The organism is Cognatiyoonia sp. IB215446 (genome assembly GCF_033963825.1).
GTDB lineage: Bacteria > Pseudomonadota > Alphaproteobacteria > Rhodobacterales > Rhodobacteraceae > Yoonia.
The window spans coordinates 280,505-293,729 of record NZ_JAXBMD010000004.1 but is presented as its reverse complement, the minus strand read 5'-3'; the positions used below and the strand labels follow the sequence as shown (position 1 = coordinate 293,729).

Here is a 13,225-nt window from a genome sequence, read left to right as displayed (position 1 = left end):
TCCCTTAATTGGGCCAATCACGACGGCAATGAGGTCAGGCAACTGGCAAAGCCTTCTCAACCAGACGCGCAAAGAAAGATGCCCCGAATGGCGCCGCCCTGTCATCAAAATCGTAGGCCGGATGATGCAATCCCGCCGTGTCACCATTGCCGACAAAAAGGTAGGCGCCCGGACGCGCATTGAGCATGTAGGCAAAATCCTCAGCCCCCATTTCCCGGCCTGCATCATCCACCACATCCGCCGCAATGTCGCGGGCGACAGAGGCGGCAAAAGTCGTGCAGTCAGGATCATTCACCGTTGCCGGATATCCCACCTGATAGGTCAGATCGGCCTGAACCCGATAAGCAGCGGCATGTCCCGCCACAATCTCATCCAAACGCGCCATCACCATGCCCTGCACCGCAGAATCAAAGCTGCGCACCGTCCCGTTGATATAGGCTGTTTCGGGGATGATGTTATCAGCAGAGCCGGTGTGGATCTGCGTGACCGAGACGACCAGATCATCATGCGTGGCATGGTTGCGGCTGACGATTGTCTGGATCGCGTTGACGATGCCCACGGCAGCCACAATCGGGTCCGCCGTCTCATGCGGCATCGCCCCGTGCCCACCTCGGCCAGTGATGTGAATGTCAAACGAATCCACAGCCGCCATGATCGGACCCGGCGTGGTATAAAAGCTCCCCAATGGCGCGCCAGGCGTATTGTGGAGCGCGTAAACCTCTTTGATATCAAAGCGGTCCATCACACCTTCATTGACCATGACCTCGGCGCCACCGCCATTTTCTTCTGCCGGTTGGAATATCAGGGCAACACGGCCCGCAAAGTTCCGTGTCTCTGCAAGGTACTTCGCGGCCCCCAAAAGCATGCTGGTATGGCCGTCATGGCCGCAGGCATGCATCTTGCCCTTGACGGTCGATGCGTAAGAAAGCCCGGTTGCCTCCTCGATCGGCAGGGCATCCATATCGGCCCGCAGCCCGATGGTGGGACCCTCGGCACACCCCTTGATGATTGCGACAACGCCCGATGTCGCGATACCCTCTTGGATCTCATCAACACCAAACTCGCGCAAACGATCGACCACAAATGCAGCGGTCTCAAAACACTCAAAGCGCAACTCCGGATGCGCATGCAAGTGCTGCCGCCACGCCGTCATATCAGAGGTGAAGTCGGCGATACGGTTGATAACTGGCATGGATCATTCCTGAAGATTTCGACGCAAGAATGCCGCCTTGTAACGACCATGACAAGGTGTCCGAATAGAGCACCAGGCAGCAGAACTGTGGCAAGTGTAACACATCTTCAAATTGCCATGATTTGCAGGTCGTCGTCGCGGGTCCTCTTGGTTAATCAGCGCGCATTGAGACAACTCAAAGAGGAACACGATGTCTTTCATCAAAACACTCATTTTGACTGCTGGGATCGCTCTGCCAACAGCAGCGACGGCGGACTGGAATGGCTGGTATGCCGGACTTTCAACCGGTGAACTGAGCAACGGTGAATTCGGTCTCGAAGGTTTTTCGGACAGCGACATCGATGACGCCTCGACTTTTGGAGGATTCTTCGGTCGAAACTCGCAAAACGGGCCTTGGGTATTTGGTTTCGAGGTCGAGTTGCTTTCAGCTGACGACACGCCAGTGGACTCAGATCGCGACGAAAACTTGGCATCACCGATTATCGATTTGAAGTCACGCATTGGCTACGCGGCAGGTAGCATTATGGCTTACGGCGTGTTCGGTAGCTCTATAATGAGCGTTGAGGGTCCGATAACTGATGTTGCTGGTGCTGGATTTGCGCTCGGCGCTGGGCTCGAATACCAAGTCGCCGATCAATTCATGATCGGTGTTGAGTATCTGACACGGCAAACAACTGGCGAAGCTGAGGTAGATTTGGGCTTCATCACAACAGATCGTGATGTCGATATTGACGCAGATACAGTTAGCCTCCGCGCGGCTTTCAAATTCTGAAATCTACTACGTGAAATCGAAGAGCCGCGCCTTTAGCGCGGCCTTTTTCGTTGATGCCTTTCGAACTATTTTTTCCGACTGCGAATAAACCTCGCAAGAGTGGCAGTCAGACGCGGAACACCGATTAAGATGCTTCTTTCAGGATCTAGGGTGACACCATTGTCTTTCCTCATAGGCCGGCATGAGGTGTAAAAAACCGATCTTGCGTTTGGTGCTGGACGGGTGATTTCCGCGGCGAAAACTTCGTGGCCGAAGTGACGGCAACGTGTGCTTTTTTTTGATACTCTGTTGATCGATCAGGCAACCAGTGGCGGGTATGATCTGCGCGATAGGTTGATCTGTGCAGCGGCTGACTTGTCTGCAGCCAATATCGCTGCAGAGGAAGAGGATGACACGGTGAGAGTTTCAATTCCGGCATCGGTGACATTGCCACCTCAGGAGTCAGGGACGACTTGCTACCTAGTATCTGGCCGCTCGTGTTGCGATGGAGGATCAGTTCGAGACGAACTTCGCAATCGAGCGGTTTGCCAATCCTGCATCGTTTCAATTTCGGTGCAGAGCCAAGTAATCACGCGGCGCACTTTGCATCGTTGCTTGATCACGGCGGAAAAGCGCTCAGCATTTCGGACGAAGATGTGACGCAGCGGCAACACACAACAGAGCAATACTCGGTAGCATAGTGCTTTTTGCGTCTGAAGCGATATCCGAGAAGCAGCCATTAACAAAGTCACTTCTGGAGAATGCCCAATGACTTATCGGTTCAAAACAGTTTTGTTAGCACTTGCAACCACACTACCGACACATGCGTTGGCTGATTGGAATGGTGCTTATGCCGGCCTGATACTCGGTGCGAACACCAACACAGAGTTTTCCTCGGAAGTTGGGGGATCATCGTCTTCCGTCGAAGCAGACGATAGTACAAGTGTCGGCATTTTCGGCGGCATCAACGTGCAAAATGATGACTTTGTGTTTGGTGGTGAGCTTGCCTTTTCGCAAGCCAGCGATGTTGAGGCGGAGATTCTTGGTGAAACCGTCTCAGACGACCTTGATATCTTGGACTTGAAAGGACGTGCTGGGTTCGCGGTCGACAACATCCTGTTTTATGGGGTTGCAGGGTTTTCGCGTATCAGCGACGGCGAAGAAGATTCGACCGGCTTCAACTTTGGCGTTGGCGCCGACTTTGACCTTGGGAACAATGCCGTGATCGGTGCCGAGTATCTGGCGAGGCGCACAACCTTCGACGATGAAGATCCGGAAGTAGATCTCGATCTCGACACTTTTTCTGTCCGAGCCGCCCTTAAGTTCTGAACGCGCACAATGGCATTTGAGAAGCCGCGCCTCTTGGCGCGGCTTTTTTCTTTGGTTAGCGTCGGCACAAATGACGAGAGGTGCCATGACGGACGATGAACTGATTCACGATCCTGACGGTGGCATGCCGCGCCTTCTGGAAATCATGCGCCGCTTGCGGGACCCAGATGCGGGCTGTCCCTGGGATATCGAACAGGATTTCGATAGCATTGCCCCCTACACGATCGAGGAGGCCTACGAGGTCGCCGATGCCATCGCCAGATCAGATTGGGTGGAACTTGAAGGCGAGTTGGGCGATTTGCTGTTGCAGACTGTCTATCACACCCAGATGGGTGCCGAGGCTGGCTATTTCACCTTTGATAGCGTTGTCAAGGCGATCAGTGACAAGATGATCGCCCGCCATCCACATGTCTTTGGCGGTGAAAGCCGGGATAAATCTGCCGACCAGCAAATCGCCGACTGGGAGCAGATCAAGGCTGCCGAACGCGCTGGAAAAGCGCAAAAGCGCACCCTTGACGGTGTCGCAATTGGTTTGCCCGGCATGACCCGCGCCGTCAAACTGCAAAAACGAATGGCGCGTGTCGGTTTTGACTGGGACCGGACTGAAAGCGTGCTCGACAAAATCGTGGAAGAAACACGGGAACTGGTCGAGGCACGCGATCAGTTGAAACCGCAGGACGTGGAAAGCGAATTTGGCGATCTCCTATTCGTGCTCGCCAATCTTGCCCGGCATCTTGATGTTGATCCCGAGGTTGCGTTGCGCCGGACGAATGCAAAGGTTGAGCGCCGGTTTTCGGCCGTCGAAGATGCTCTTGCAACACGGGGAAAAACCCCGGCTGAAAGCAACCTTGCAGAGATGGACGCCCTTTGGAGCGAGATCAAGGCGGCTGAAAAGACGGTGGGGGAACCGACCTGACTCGCACGCGGTCCGGGAAGTAACCAATGCAGATTTGCACCTCAAACCCTGTTAGACCCGCTCGAGACTAGTGCGGCGATGCACGCCATATGTGCTCGTCGACTTCGGACTTGTCGGGTATTTTTTGGCGGCAGTGCCGAGGAGGTGGTCGGTATTGAGGCATCGAATACTGCGGTGACAGACGAAGATAGGGCACAATAGAGTTTACCGGAACCGTCGCATTCTTTATTGATTAGCGGTCTTAAGCCGGGTGTCTGTTATCAGCAGGCTTAGAACAACGAAGACCTATGTACGGCGCTTTGGAGGACAACGGCGCAGTGGCAAGGTGCCAACAACGAAAGAGACAACATGGACATCACCCAATCCCGCGCCATTGTCACAGGTGGAGCGTCCGGGCTAGGCGCGGCGACAGCGAAAGGCTTGACCGCTGCAGGTGCGACGGTCACGATCTTCGATCAAAATCCCGACGGTGCGGCATTTGCTGCCGAGATCGGCGCCACGTTTTTTCAGGTCGATGTTACGAACGAGGGAAACGCTGCTGACGCGCTAGATAGAGCATACGACGCGATGGGTGGGCTAAACACCTTGACCAATTGCGCGGGCATCGCGACGACTGAAAAGACGCTTGGCCGCGGCGGACCGCACGCGCTCGACAGTTTCAAGCGAACAATCGATATCAACCTCGTAGGCAGCTTTAATGTCGCTCGCCTGGCTGCAGAACGAATGAACGAGGGCAGCGTTATCGTCAATACGGCCTCAATTGCGGCGTTCGACGGACAAAAGGGTCAGGCGGCTTACGCCGCCTCAAAGGCAGGCATCGCCGGTCTGTCATTGCCGATGGCGCGTGATCTCGCCCGCAACGGGATTCGGGTTATGGCCATTGCACCGGGGATCTTCCGCACACCTATGCTCGAAGGGTTGGGACAAGAGGTCATGGAGGGCTTGGCGGCAGATGTGACCTTTCCCCGGCGTCTTGGTGACCCCGCGGAGTTCGCGGCTTTGGTACGATTTATCGTCGAATGCGACTACCTGAACGGCACAACGATCCGGCTGGACGGCGCATTGCGGATGCCCTGACTATCCGGGCCAGCCTTGCGCGAACCGATTTAGGCCACGAATTTCACAGCGATGCTGTTCAACCTTCGTATTTGGTCAAACTGCGCATTTAAGTGCAGATACTCAACTCGATTTGACTGGAACCTGAACAACCATTTCAATCTCGACCTTCAGATCCGCGCCCGCAAGTCCTGCGACCCCAACCCCTGTCAGACTTGGTCTAGCACCATTGAGGAAACGCATCAAGGGAGGCATCGCGATGGCCATGCTGTCTTGGTTAAGGTCAATCATGTATACCCGGAGTTGGACGATGTCTTCCGGGCCCGCATTGATCGCATGCAATGCAGCGTTGAGGTTTTCGATCACTTGCTTGATCTGCAGCTCAAGCCCTTCTGGCACCTCAGACGTCTTAGCATCCGCGCCAACCTGGCCAGAAACAAAGGCTAACGCGCCTGCATCGGCAACGGAGATTTGAGAATAGCCTAAACTGCCGGTGTCCGGCAAAGTCGACGGGTTTATTCGCGTGAGTGTGTCTGGCATGTTTACGACCCATTTTAGCTTGATGCCCCGGAAGATACGCCAGAATATTGACGCATGATTTTCTTTTCTGAGGCGATCTATGGTCGCTAATTGGGAAAATGGCTGATTCAAAAGTAAACGATATCCTAGTCTTTATGTCTGTCGTGGAGGCTGGCAGTTTCGCAGCGGCTGGCAAGATCAATGGCCTCTCCCGATCCACCGCCGGAAAGGCGGTAGCACGGCTTGAGGACAGATATGGTGTACGTCTTTTGAACCGCACCACACGTGCGATCAGCGTGACCGAGGAAGGGCAAAGGCTTTATCATAAGGGGCAAGCCGTTAAGGTCGCGATTGCAGACACCGACGCCAGTATGGAAGGATTACATGGGATTCCTGCTGGCACCCTCAAGATCGCGGCACCAGGTGCGTTGGGGCGCCGCCTTGTCCTGCCGGTTGTGAAGCGCTTCCAAAGCGAGTGGCCGAAAGTTCGATGCGAGATCAGTTTCTCTGATGCAATTGCTCACCTCGTAATGGAGGGGTTTGACCTAGCCATTCGAATTGGTGTGAGCTCCCCCGACACATCATTGATTTCACGCAAACTGATGACGGACAGGCCGGTAATGTGCGCATCTCCCGGCTATCTAGAAGGACGTGATCCGCCAAAAACGATTGACCACCTCAGCACGCACCACCTTCTGCAGTTTTCGAGTATTGGAAAACGTCAAATGTGGTCCTTACGGGATGAAGCAGGTCTCTGGAACAATGCACCTGGGTACGTCCGTTTACGACTGGACAGTGCCGAAGCCCTGCGTGACGCCGCCCTAGCGGGGATGGGGATTGCACTGCTGCCAACTGTCTTGGTGGACGATGACCTGATAGCCGGTCGCCTTTTACAGGTATTGCCTAATGTCGTATGCGAAGAAGTCCCAATTGTTGCGCTCTATCCGCACAAGAAATTCTTGCAACCGCGCGTGAGGTACTTCGTTGATTTATTGGTTTCGGAGATGGCCAGTATCGAAAAAGGGTTTCAGCACAGATGAGCTGAGACCCTGCGAAGGTCTTTTCCACCATGCTGGGTGCTATGCCGACAACACGTGCGACAGCGATCTCACAAAGCTGTGCTGAGGCGTAGTTATCACTTGCACGAGAGCGCAGATTCCAAATTTTGTTGCGCCACAAAGCCAAGTCTCTCCTGTACTGGCCACGGTTCATGCGGGCGGCATCCGAAAACGTGGACTCCAAGCAGATCTGCGCATTGCGCCGCGTCCAACCAACATGCCCGGATATTTTTGTTAAGCGCACGTGTCGTCCCATTAAAGCGGGTCTGATCTAGCCACAACTCAGGTTCGTACCTGATAATGTCGCTGCTTACGGAGCCGCTCATGCAAACGATGATAACACTCTCACTTCTCCTAAACGTCGGCGTGCTCATCCCGGTCTGCTTTGGCCTGCTGACAAGTGCCAATTGGGTCGGATCGGCCTATGGCGCACCGTCAGAAGCGCGCAGCATCCTGCTTTCTGTCTACTTGTCCATACTGCTCGTCTCAGCTCTACTGCTCGTCATTAGCGACCCGAAGCTGGTTATCGCGCTTTTGCTGGTCCAAGTGCTTTACAAGCTAACCACGCCTCTTACTGTTGGCTCTTTTGGCAATCCGGTCGTTGTGAGCAATGTGTTCATCGCGATGGTGCATGCGATTACACTTGCCACGATCTGGCGCAGCAGCTCATAGTTTTTTGGGCTCGCCCTTTGGGCTATCCTGGTGATTTGTAGTGTAGGCGCAAACGAGCGTTTGAACCTCCGCGTTACCCGCCTTGAGCAACGGCTACCCCGCCGCCCTTTCCTCCAGCTTTAGCCATTCATCCTCAGCATCAGACAAGGACTCTTGACGGGCAATCAATGCGTCGGTGGCTTTCTGGAATTTTACCGGCTCGCGCGTGAAGAGCTCGGGGTCGGAAAGCAGCTGTTCGAGCTTGCCGATTTCTGCAGTCAGCCGGTCGATCACGTCGGGCAATTCCTCCAGACGATGCTTTTCGGTAAACGACAGGCCGGATGGCGCCGCTTTCTGCGCTGGCGCCTTTTCCTTTTTGATGACAGGTTTGGTGGAGGCTGGTGCATCTGAGGCGTCCGACGTGCGCTGCGCTTGGTAGTCAGTCCATCCACCCGCGTAGACAACCGCCTGCCCGTTGCCTTCCATCGCCACGGTCGTGGTGGCAACCCGATCCAGGAAATCCCTGTCGTGGCTGACCAGCAGGACCGTGCCTTCATAGTCGCCCAGAATGTCCTGCAGCAGGTCCAGTGTCTCGACGTCCAGATCATTTGTCGGTTCGTCCAGCACCAGCAGGTTGCTTTCGCGTGCCATAAGCCGCGCGAGCAAGAGCCGCGCTTTCTCACCACCTGACAGCGACCGGACCGGTGCGCGGGCCTGTGCCTCGTCAAAAAGGAACTCCTTGAGATAGCCCACTACATGTTTGGCCGCGCCGCGCACCATGATCTGATCGGATTTGCCCGAGACGCCGATTTCCGGATCGTTGGCGAGGTTCTCCCACAACGACATGTCGGGGTTCAGTGCCGCGCGGGTCTGATCGAAGACTGCAATCTCCAGATTGGTCCCCAGCTTCACACGGCCTTCATCCGGATCAACTTGCCCCAGCAACATCTTGATCAACGTGGTTTTTCCCACGCCGTTTGGCCCCACAAAGGCGACCCGGTCGCCGCGCTGCACATTCAAATCAAAGCCCTTCACGATGGGCTTGCCGTCGAAGCTTTTGGCAAGGCCCGCCGCCTCAATCACCTTGCGCCCCGACACCGGCCCGCCCTCGAACGCCATCGCAGCTGTGCCCTGACGCTTGATTTGCGCAGCCCGTTCGGCACGCAAGTTCTGCAGGGCGCGCACACGGCCCTGATTGCGCTTACGCCGGGCGCTAATCCCCTCAACGGCCCACCGCGCCTCGGCCTTGATCTTGCGGTTCAGCTTGTGGCGCTGCTGATCCTCTTCCTCCCAGATCTTGTCGCGCCATTCCTCGAAACGGTCGAAACCCTGCTCGGCCCGCCGCACCTGTCCGCGATCAATCCACAGAGTGGCGCGGGTCAAGGCGCGCAAAAACGCCCTGTCGTGGGAAATCAGAACGAAGGCCGCGCGGGTCTGTTTCAGTTCGTTTTCCAGCCAGGCAATCGCTTCGATATCCAGATGGTTGGTCGGCTCATCAAGCAACATCAGTTCCGGGGCCTCGGCCATCAGCTTGGCCAAAGCCGCCCGGCGCCGCTCCCCGCCCGATGCTGTGGCCACGTCGCCCGCAGGGTCAAACTTCAGCCCCTCGGCCACCATTTCGACCTTATAGGCCTCCTCCGGCCCCAGCCCACTCGCCGCATAATCACCAAGGGTTGCGCAGCCAGCCATGGTTGGGTCCTGCTCCATGTAGCCCGCCGTCACGCCCGGCGACAAAACACGCGCGCCGTTGTCAGCCTCCACCAGCCCGGCTATGACCTTCATCAGTGTCGATTTGCCCGACCCGTTGCGCCCGACCAGTGCCACGCGGTCACCCGGCTGCACCACAAGCGACAGGTTAGAGAACACAGGATCGCCGCCAAATGTCAGCGCGATATCAGAAAGCTGGAGTAACGGTGCACGTGCCATGTCAGCCTGCTAGTGCGGCGCGCCGAAAGGGTCAACCAGCGACAGCGCGCAGCGCCTTCGCGCGCGCCGTAGGAATGCTTGCGACAGGCACACAAGTGAAGACGTGAAGCGTCTGCAGGTCACGGTCGACCACCGCATGGTCACTGACCCAGCCACCCATCATCAGATAACTGCGCAAAAGGGCGGGCATCTGGCGCAGGGCGCTTTTCATGTCGCGTGGACCCGTCGAGAAATGCGTAACTTCACCCGCTTTCACCGCCGGGCGCAAATGCCCAGGCGCCACATGCCGCATGCCAAGAAGGGCGAAGGCGGCTTGATAGGGCGCGGGATCAAGCCCCGCAAAGCTCGTGCACCCGATCAAATAGCGGACATCTTCGGTGTCCACGATCCGGGCCAACGCCCCCCAAATCACCCGCAGGACGTCAGCATCCCGCACGGCGGGGTCGATGCAGAACCGCCCGATCTCGGCAAATGGGCCGCGCGCTGCTGCCAAACGGGACAGGTCATAGAACTGCGCGGCGTAGCCGCCAAGCATGGCGCGACCATCCGGCCAGATCGCCACGCGCAGGGTGGCCACAAGGCCTCTGCCAAGATCCTCGACCATGATGTGATGCGAGAGATGATCAAACCGATCCGCATCCACGCCTGTGCCGCCGCAAAAGCAGACGTGCCGCATCTGCTGACAGGCCGCCATATCGGCAGGCCCATCGGCCAGACGCACCACATAGGCGCCTTTGCGCAACGCAATTGTCATATGGCCTCACCTTGGCGAACCGATCCGTGGGGCCTAGGTTAAGCGCAAGCAAGGCAAAAGGAAGATGAAACCGATGGAAAAGATCGTCAAATCGGATGCAGAGTGGCGCGAACAGCTCAGCGATCTGGCCTATAAGGTCACCCGCAAACACGGGACAGAGCGGGCGGGCACGCATGAGGACTTTCCCAAAGGACCCGGCAGCTATAAATGCGTCTGCTGCAACGCGCCGGTCTTTGATCAAGCCCATAAGTTCGAAAGCGGCACCGGCTGGCCGTCATTCTATCAGCCCATCGATACCGAGATTGTCGGCGAAAGCATCGACCGCAGCTTTTTCATGAAACGGACCGAGGTCCACTGCAACCGCTGCGACGCGCATCTGGGCCATGTCTTTCCTGATGGTCCGCAGCCGACGGGATTGCGGTATTGTATTAATGGGGTGGCTTTGGAATTTGAGGCAGAGGATGAGTGATCATCATCGAACACCTAGGGGCAAACCTGTGTGTCACTCCCGACCGCCAAAAGCCCAAGCCGCGGCAGCTCGCAAATGCCATCCGGACAACCTGCACCACCCTCATTAATGACGAAGAAGTAGGTCGCAGCATCAATTGCAAATGCGGCCATATCGTTGGCGGATGACAGCGGAAGTCCTTTCAGAACCAATCGAAAAAGAGACGGCGCGGCAGCCTCGTTGTAATTATTTGCGCGCCGCCAGCGTGAGTAGTCACCCGGATTTGCCCAAATACCCGACATGGCATAGTCCAGTGTCGCGAACGGACGCTGTGCAGGCACAGATTGACTGCAGGTCGTTTCGGGACGCATCAGAAAAGAACCTTGAGAAGATGTTGTTTGCAGCCCGTTTTGAAGTTGCGCGTCCCACGATCCATCAAGGAGATCAAACTGCGAAAAAGACAGGCAGGCCTCGACACGCGCTGAAATGGAAAGTGATGCATTTTCCACAGACAGCCTAGCAAAGGGGTCCTCACTAGGCTGATCACCCGCACATGCGACTTCTATTTGGATTGGTTCGGTGCCGCGTCGTTCTGTGCGATAACAGCGCGGGCGTTCGACGATAATGGGTTCGACTGCTCCGGATACAACGCTATGCCTCATTGGTTGAAGGCTTTGGCCGGTGGGGTGATGAACAACGCTGAAACGGACATCGCTTGCCTCGAAAAAAATCTCGTATGGCGTCTGACCGATGCCATTGCATCCGGGATGATCATCCAGAACCCTGTAGTTCGCAAAGTAAGCGTTGATTGCCTCTTCGGCGATTTGGTCTGCCGATATCGCGGCAGGAACGATGGCAAGCAAAGTCGCTAAGAGATTCTTGCGGATTTTCAAATCACACTCCCTCAAAATCGCTTCTATCACGACATAAGGCCGTCCCGCAGCCTGAACATTTGCCCTACGCTTCCTCGCGCATTACCCATGCCCCCGCAAGCAAAATCACGGCTGCGCCGACCCACATCAGCCCCGGTGGGGCAAAGCCGAAAAACACCAGCCCCAACAACACGTTGAGCGGTAACTTTAGATGGTCGAACGGCTGCAGATAAGCGGCATCAGCGACCACATAGGCTTTGGCCAATAAGTATTGCGCCCCTGCGATCAACAGGCCCGACAAGGCCACCAGCCACAGCGCCTCTGCCGTCACAACGAACCCGGCCTCCAACGCTGCAACCCCGTTGATGGGCACCAGCAACACAAGCAACGCCAGCGTCAAGGTACCCGCATCCTCGGTCCGGGTGAGAAGCTTGGTCACAAGCGACGAACCCGCCCAGAACGCTGCTGCACCAACAGGCAGCAACGCGGCCCAACTGAACGCCTCCTCCCAAGGTGCGAGGATCAGAACACCGCCAAAGCCACCCAGCAAAACGGCCATGACACGCGACCATGTCAGCCGCTCTCGCAGAAACAGGCCCGCGCCCAGCGTCACGAAAAGCGGAGAGGTCAGAATCAACGCCACCGCCTGCCAGATCGGCACATGGGCGAGACCGGCCACCCAGAATTGCACGCCAATGGCCGCCAGAACCACGCGCAAAATGTGCAACCCTGGCCTGTCCGTCCGCCAAGGCGCATGCCAGACAAGTGGCAAGGCGGCCAGTGCGGCCAGGGCATATTGCCAAAAGGCAATCGTGGGTGACGGCACGCCATAAAGCATCGCCGCCCCCTGCACCGCCGTGTTTGCACCGGCAAAAAGTGCCCCGGCAGTGACAAAATACATTGGGCCAATCACGGCCCCTCTTTTCATTTCCATCTGGATCATCGCATCTGTCCTTTCTTCCCCAGCGAGACCCAAGGCAAACAGGACAGATCGGGCGCAAAGCCCGTTCAACCCGCTCTCTTCCATCCGGACTATGACCGTCGGCTCAGGCCTCTCACCTGATCTGCTAGACCCTTTGGCACGACCAAAGGCGCTCGCGGGCTCGGGGCCGATGGCCCCATACCGCCGGTGGGGAATTCCGCCCCGCCCTGAGAACAGGGGAACCATAGCGGCGATTCTCAAATGCATCAATACTGTATCAATTAGCTTGTAGCTCGTGGCACATGCCATTCGGCCAATGGCCCACCAACTAGAAGTCCTGTGGTTCTTCGCCCAGAATGGTCGCTGCGTTGAACCGTCCGAAGGACCGCAGAAGCTGGCCCAGCAGCGTCACGTCATTGATCCCGCCCTCGGTCACACGCCGGTCAAGCGCTACAACCTGCCCGTCTTGTAACGTGTACCGCCCGACATCGCGCACCACATCGTTTCCGTCAAAGCGGATCGCAACCACCTGCCGGTCTGTCTCCTCTGGCGCGAATGGGCCAAAAAACTCAAACCTGCTGGAAACGTAGTAGACCGCATTATTGTCGAGCGTTCCGTCAGAGACGGGCGGGCCAAAACTCGCCAGGACCGCATCCTTGGTGGTCTGGCCGACCTGCACAGACTCAAGATCCCCCTCCGAAGGGGCAAAGCCGTGAAACCGCTCCATCCGTGTGCAGCCAGCAGCCGCGGCAACGCCCAGCACAATACCTAGCATACGCAGGCTGGGGGAAAGCGGGAAATGGCGGATCATCGCGGGCCTCTTGCTTTGGC

Annotated in this window: 14 protein-coding genes and 1 riboswitch; of the genes, 7 read left to right on the top strand and 7 right to left on the bottom strand. The window is 56.7% G+C overall.

The window, feature by feature from the left end; all coding sequences use genetic code 11:
* Positions 1–34: 34 nt before the first annotated feature.
* On the bottom strand, positions 35–1,192 hold the full coding sequence (locus SLH49_RS17375) for a M20 aminoacylase family protein (RefSeq protein WP_320270413.1): 1,158 nt from the start codon (positions 1,190–1,192) through the stop codon (positions 35–37).
* Between the two features lie 190 nt (positions 1,193–1,382).
* On the opposite strand from SLH49_RS17375, the gene SLH49_RS17370 reads away from it, so the two are divergent.
* The 4 genes from SLH49_RS17370 (at position 1,383) to SLH49_RS17355 (ending at position 5,265) form a co-directional block, all read left to right on the top strand.
* Entirely contained in the window at positions 1,383–1,964 is a 582-nt protein-coding gene (locus tag SLH49_RS17370) for an outer membrane beta-barrel protein (protein ID WP_320270412.1), read from the top strand.
* 747 nt (positions 1,965–2,711) lie between these two features.
* The gene (locus tag SLH49_RS17365) at positions 2,712–3,272 is read left to right on the top strand and encodes an outer membrane protein (protein ID WP_320270411.1); all 561 of its coding nucleotides are present in this window, start codon (positions 2,712–2,714) and stop codon (positions 3,270–3,272) included.
* Between the two features lie 85 nt (positions 3,273–3,357).
* Positions 3,358–4,188, top strand: a complete 831-nt coding sequence (gene mazG, locus SLH49_RS17360) for a nucleoside triphosphate pyrophosphohydrolase (protein WP_320270410.1) — start codon at positions 3,358–3,360, stop codon at positions 4,186–4,188.
* 348 nt (positions 4,189–4,536) lie between these two features.
* Positions 4,537–5,265, top strand: a complete 729-nt coding sequence (locus tag SLH49_RS17355) for an SDR family oxidoreductase (protein ID WP_320270409.1) — start codon at positions 4,537–4,539, stop codon at positions 5,263–5,265.
* A 102-nt stretch (positions 5,266–5,367) separates the two neighbouring features.
* Here SLH49_RS17355 and SLH49_RS17350 read toward each other — a convergent pair whose 3' ends face one another.
* Positions 5,368–5,895: a RidA family protein gene (locus SLH49_RS17350; protein ID WP_320270408.1), complete on the bottom strand. Its 528-nt coding sequence runs from the start codon at positions 5,893–5,895 to the stop codon at positions 5,368–5,370.
* Here SLH49_RS17350 and SLH49_RS17345 point away from each other — a divergent pair.
* Both SLH49_RS17345 and SLH49_RS17340 read left to right on the top strand, forming a co-directional pair.
* The gene (locus SLH49_RS17345; RefSeq protein ID WP_320270407.1) at positions 5,883–6,803 is read left to right on the top strand and encodes a LysR family transcriptional regulator; all 921 of its coding nucleotides are present in this window, start codon (positions 5,883–5,885) and stop codon (positions 6,801–6,803) included. The two genes, SLH49_RS17350 and SLH49_RS17345, sit on opposite strands and share 13 nt — an antisense overlap.
* A 342-nt stretch (positions 6,804–7,145) precedes the next feature.
* Positions 7,146–7,493, top strand: coding sequence for a hypothetical protein (locus SLH49_RS17340; RefSeq protein ID WP_320270406.1), 348 nt, complete (start codon positions 7,146–7,148; stop codon positions 7,491–7,493).
* A gap of 93 nt (positions 7,494–7,586) precedes the next feature.
* Here the strand turns inward: SLH49_RS17340 and SLH49_RS17335 are convergent, their stop codons facing one another.
* Together SLH49_RS17335 and SLH49_RS17330 are read right to left on the bottom strand one after the other, a co-directional pair.
* The gene (locus SLH49_RS17335) at positions 7,587–9,398 is read right to left on the bottom strand and encodes an ABC-F family ATP-binding cassette domain-containing protein (RefSeq protein WP_320270405.1); all 1,812 of its coding nucleotides are present in this window, start codon (positions 9,396–9,398) and stop codon (positions 7,587–7,589) included.
* A 31-nt stretch (positions 9,399–9,429) separates the two neighbouring features.
* A complete protein-coding gene (locus SLH49_RS17330) occupies positions 9,430–10,152 on the bottom strand; it encodes a GNAT family N-acetyltransferase (RefSeq protein WP_320270404.1) in 723 nt (240 codons plus the stop codon).
* A gap of 73 nt (positions 10,153–10,225) precedes the next feature.
* Here SLH49_RS17330 and msrB point away from each other — a divergent pair, with 73 nt between their 5' ends.
* The gene (msrB, locus tag SLH49_RS17325; protein WP_320270463.1) at positions 10,226–10,621 is read left to right on the top strand and encodes a peptide-methionine (R)-S-oxide reductase MsrB; all 396 of its coding nucleotides are present in this window, start codon (positions 10,226–10,228) and stop codon (positions 10,619–10,621) included.
* A gap of 14 nt (positions 10,622–10,635) precedes the next feature.
* Here the strand turns inward: msrB and SLH49_RS17320 are convergent, their stop codons facing one another.
* The 3 genes from SLH49_RS17320 to SLH49_RS17310 all read right to left on the bottom strand — a co-directional run bounded on the left by SLH49_RS17320 (position 10,636) and on the right by SLH49_RS17310 (position 13,205).
* On the bottom strand, positions 10,636–11,493 hold the full coding sequence (locus SLH49_RS17320; protein ID WP_320270403.1) for a hypothetical protein: 858 nt from the start codon (positions 11,491–11,493) through the stop codon (positions 10,636–10,638).
* A gap of 64 nt (positions 11,494–11,557) precedes the next feature.
* Positions 11,558–12,415, bottom strand: coding sequence for a DMT family transporter (locus SLH49_RS17315; protein WP_320270402.1), 858 nt, complete (start codon positions 12,413–12,415; stop codon positions 11,558–11,560).
* Positions 12,416–12,483: 68 nt separating this feature from the next.
* Positions 12,484–12,633, bottom strand: a riboswitch (FMN riboswitch).
* An 89-nt stretch (positions 12,634–12,722) separates the two neighbouring features.
* Positions 12,723–13,205 (bottom strand): outer membrane protein assembly factor BamE, encoded by a 483-nt coding sequence (locus tag SLH49_RS17310; protein ID WP_320270401.1) that lies wholly within the window; start codon positions 13,203–13,205, stop codon positions 12,723–12,725.
* Between the last annotated feature and the right edge of the window lie 20 nt (positions 13,206–13,225).

Bases quoted from the DNA above. Each gene is read 5' to 3' on its own strand.
- SLH49_RS17375 (WP_320270413.1), bottom strand. From the start codon at position 1,192: ATGCCAGTTATCAACCGTATCGCCGACTTCACCTCTGATATGACGGCG.
- SLH49_RS17370 (WP_320270412.1), top strand. From the start codon at position 1,383: ATGTCTTTCATCAAAACACTCATTTTGACTGCTGGGATCGCTCTGCCA.
- SLH49_RS17365 (WP_320270411.1), top strand. From the start codon at position 2,712: ATGACTTATCGGTTCAAAACAGTTTTGTTAGCACTTGCAACCACACTA.
- mazG (WP_320270410.1), top strand. From the start codon at position 3,358: ATGACGGACGATGAACTGATTCACGATCCTGACGGTGGCATGCCGCGC.
- SLH49_RS17355 (WP_320270409.1), top strand. From the start codon at position 4,537: ATGGACATCACCCAATCCCGCGCCATTGTCACAGGTGGAGCGTCCGGG.
- SLH49_RS17345 (WP_320270407.1), top strand. From the start codon at position 5,883: ATGGCTGATTCAAAAGTAAACGATATCCTAGTCTTTATGTCTGTCGTG.
- SLH49_RS17340 (WP_320270406.1), top strand. From the start codon at position 7,146: ATGCAAACGATGATAACACTCTCACTTCTCCTAAACGTCGGCGTGCTC.
- SLH49_RS17335 (WP_320270405.1), bottom strand. From the start codon at position 9,398: ATGGCACGTGCACCGTTACTCCAGCTTTCTGATATCGCGCTGACATTT.
- SLH49_RS17330 (WP_320270404.1), bottom strand. From the start codon at position 10,152: ATGACAATTGCGTTGCGCAAAGGCGCCTATGTGGTGCGTCTGGCCGAT.
- msrB (WP_320270463.1), top strand. From the start codon at position 10,226: ATGGAAAAGATCGTCAAATCGGATGCAGAGTGGCGCGAACAGCTCAGC.
- SLH49_RS17315 (WP_320270402.1), bottom strand. From the start codon at position 12,415: ATGATCCAGATGGAAATGAAAAGAGGGGCCGTGATTGGCCCAATGTAT.
- SLH49_RS17310 (WP_320270401.1), bottom strand. From the start codon at position 13,205: ATGATCCGCCATTTCCCGCTTTCCCCCAGCCTGCGTATGCTAGGTATT.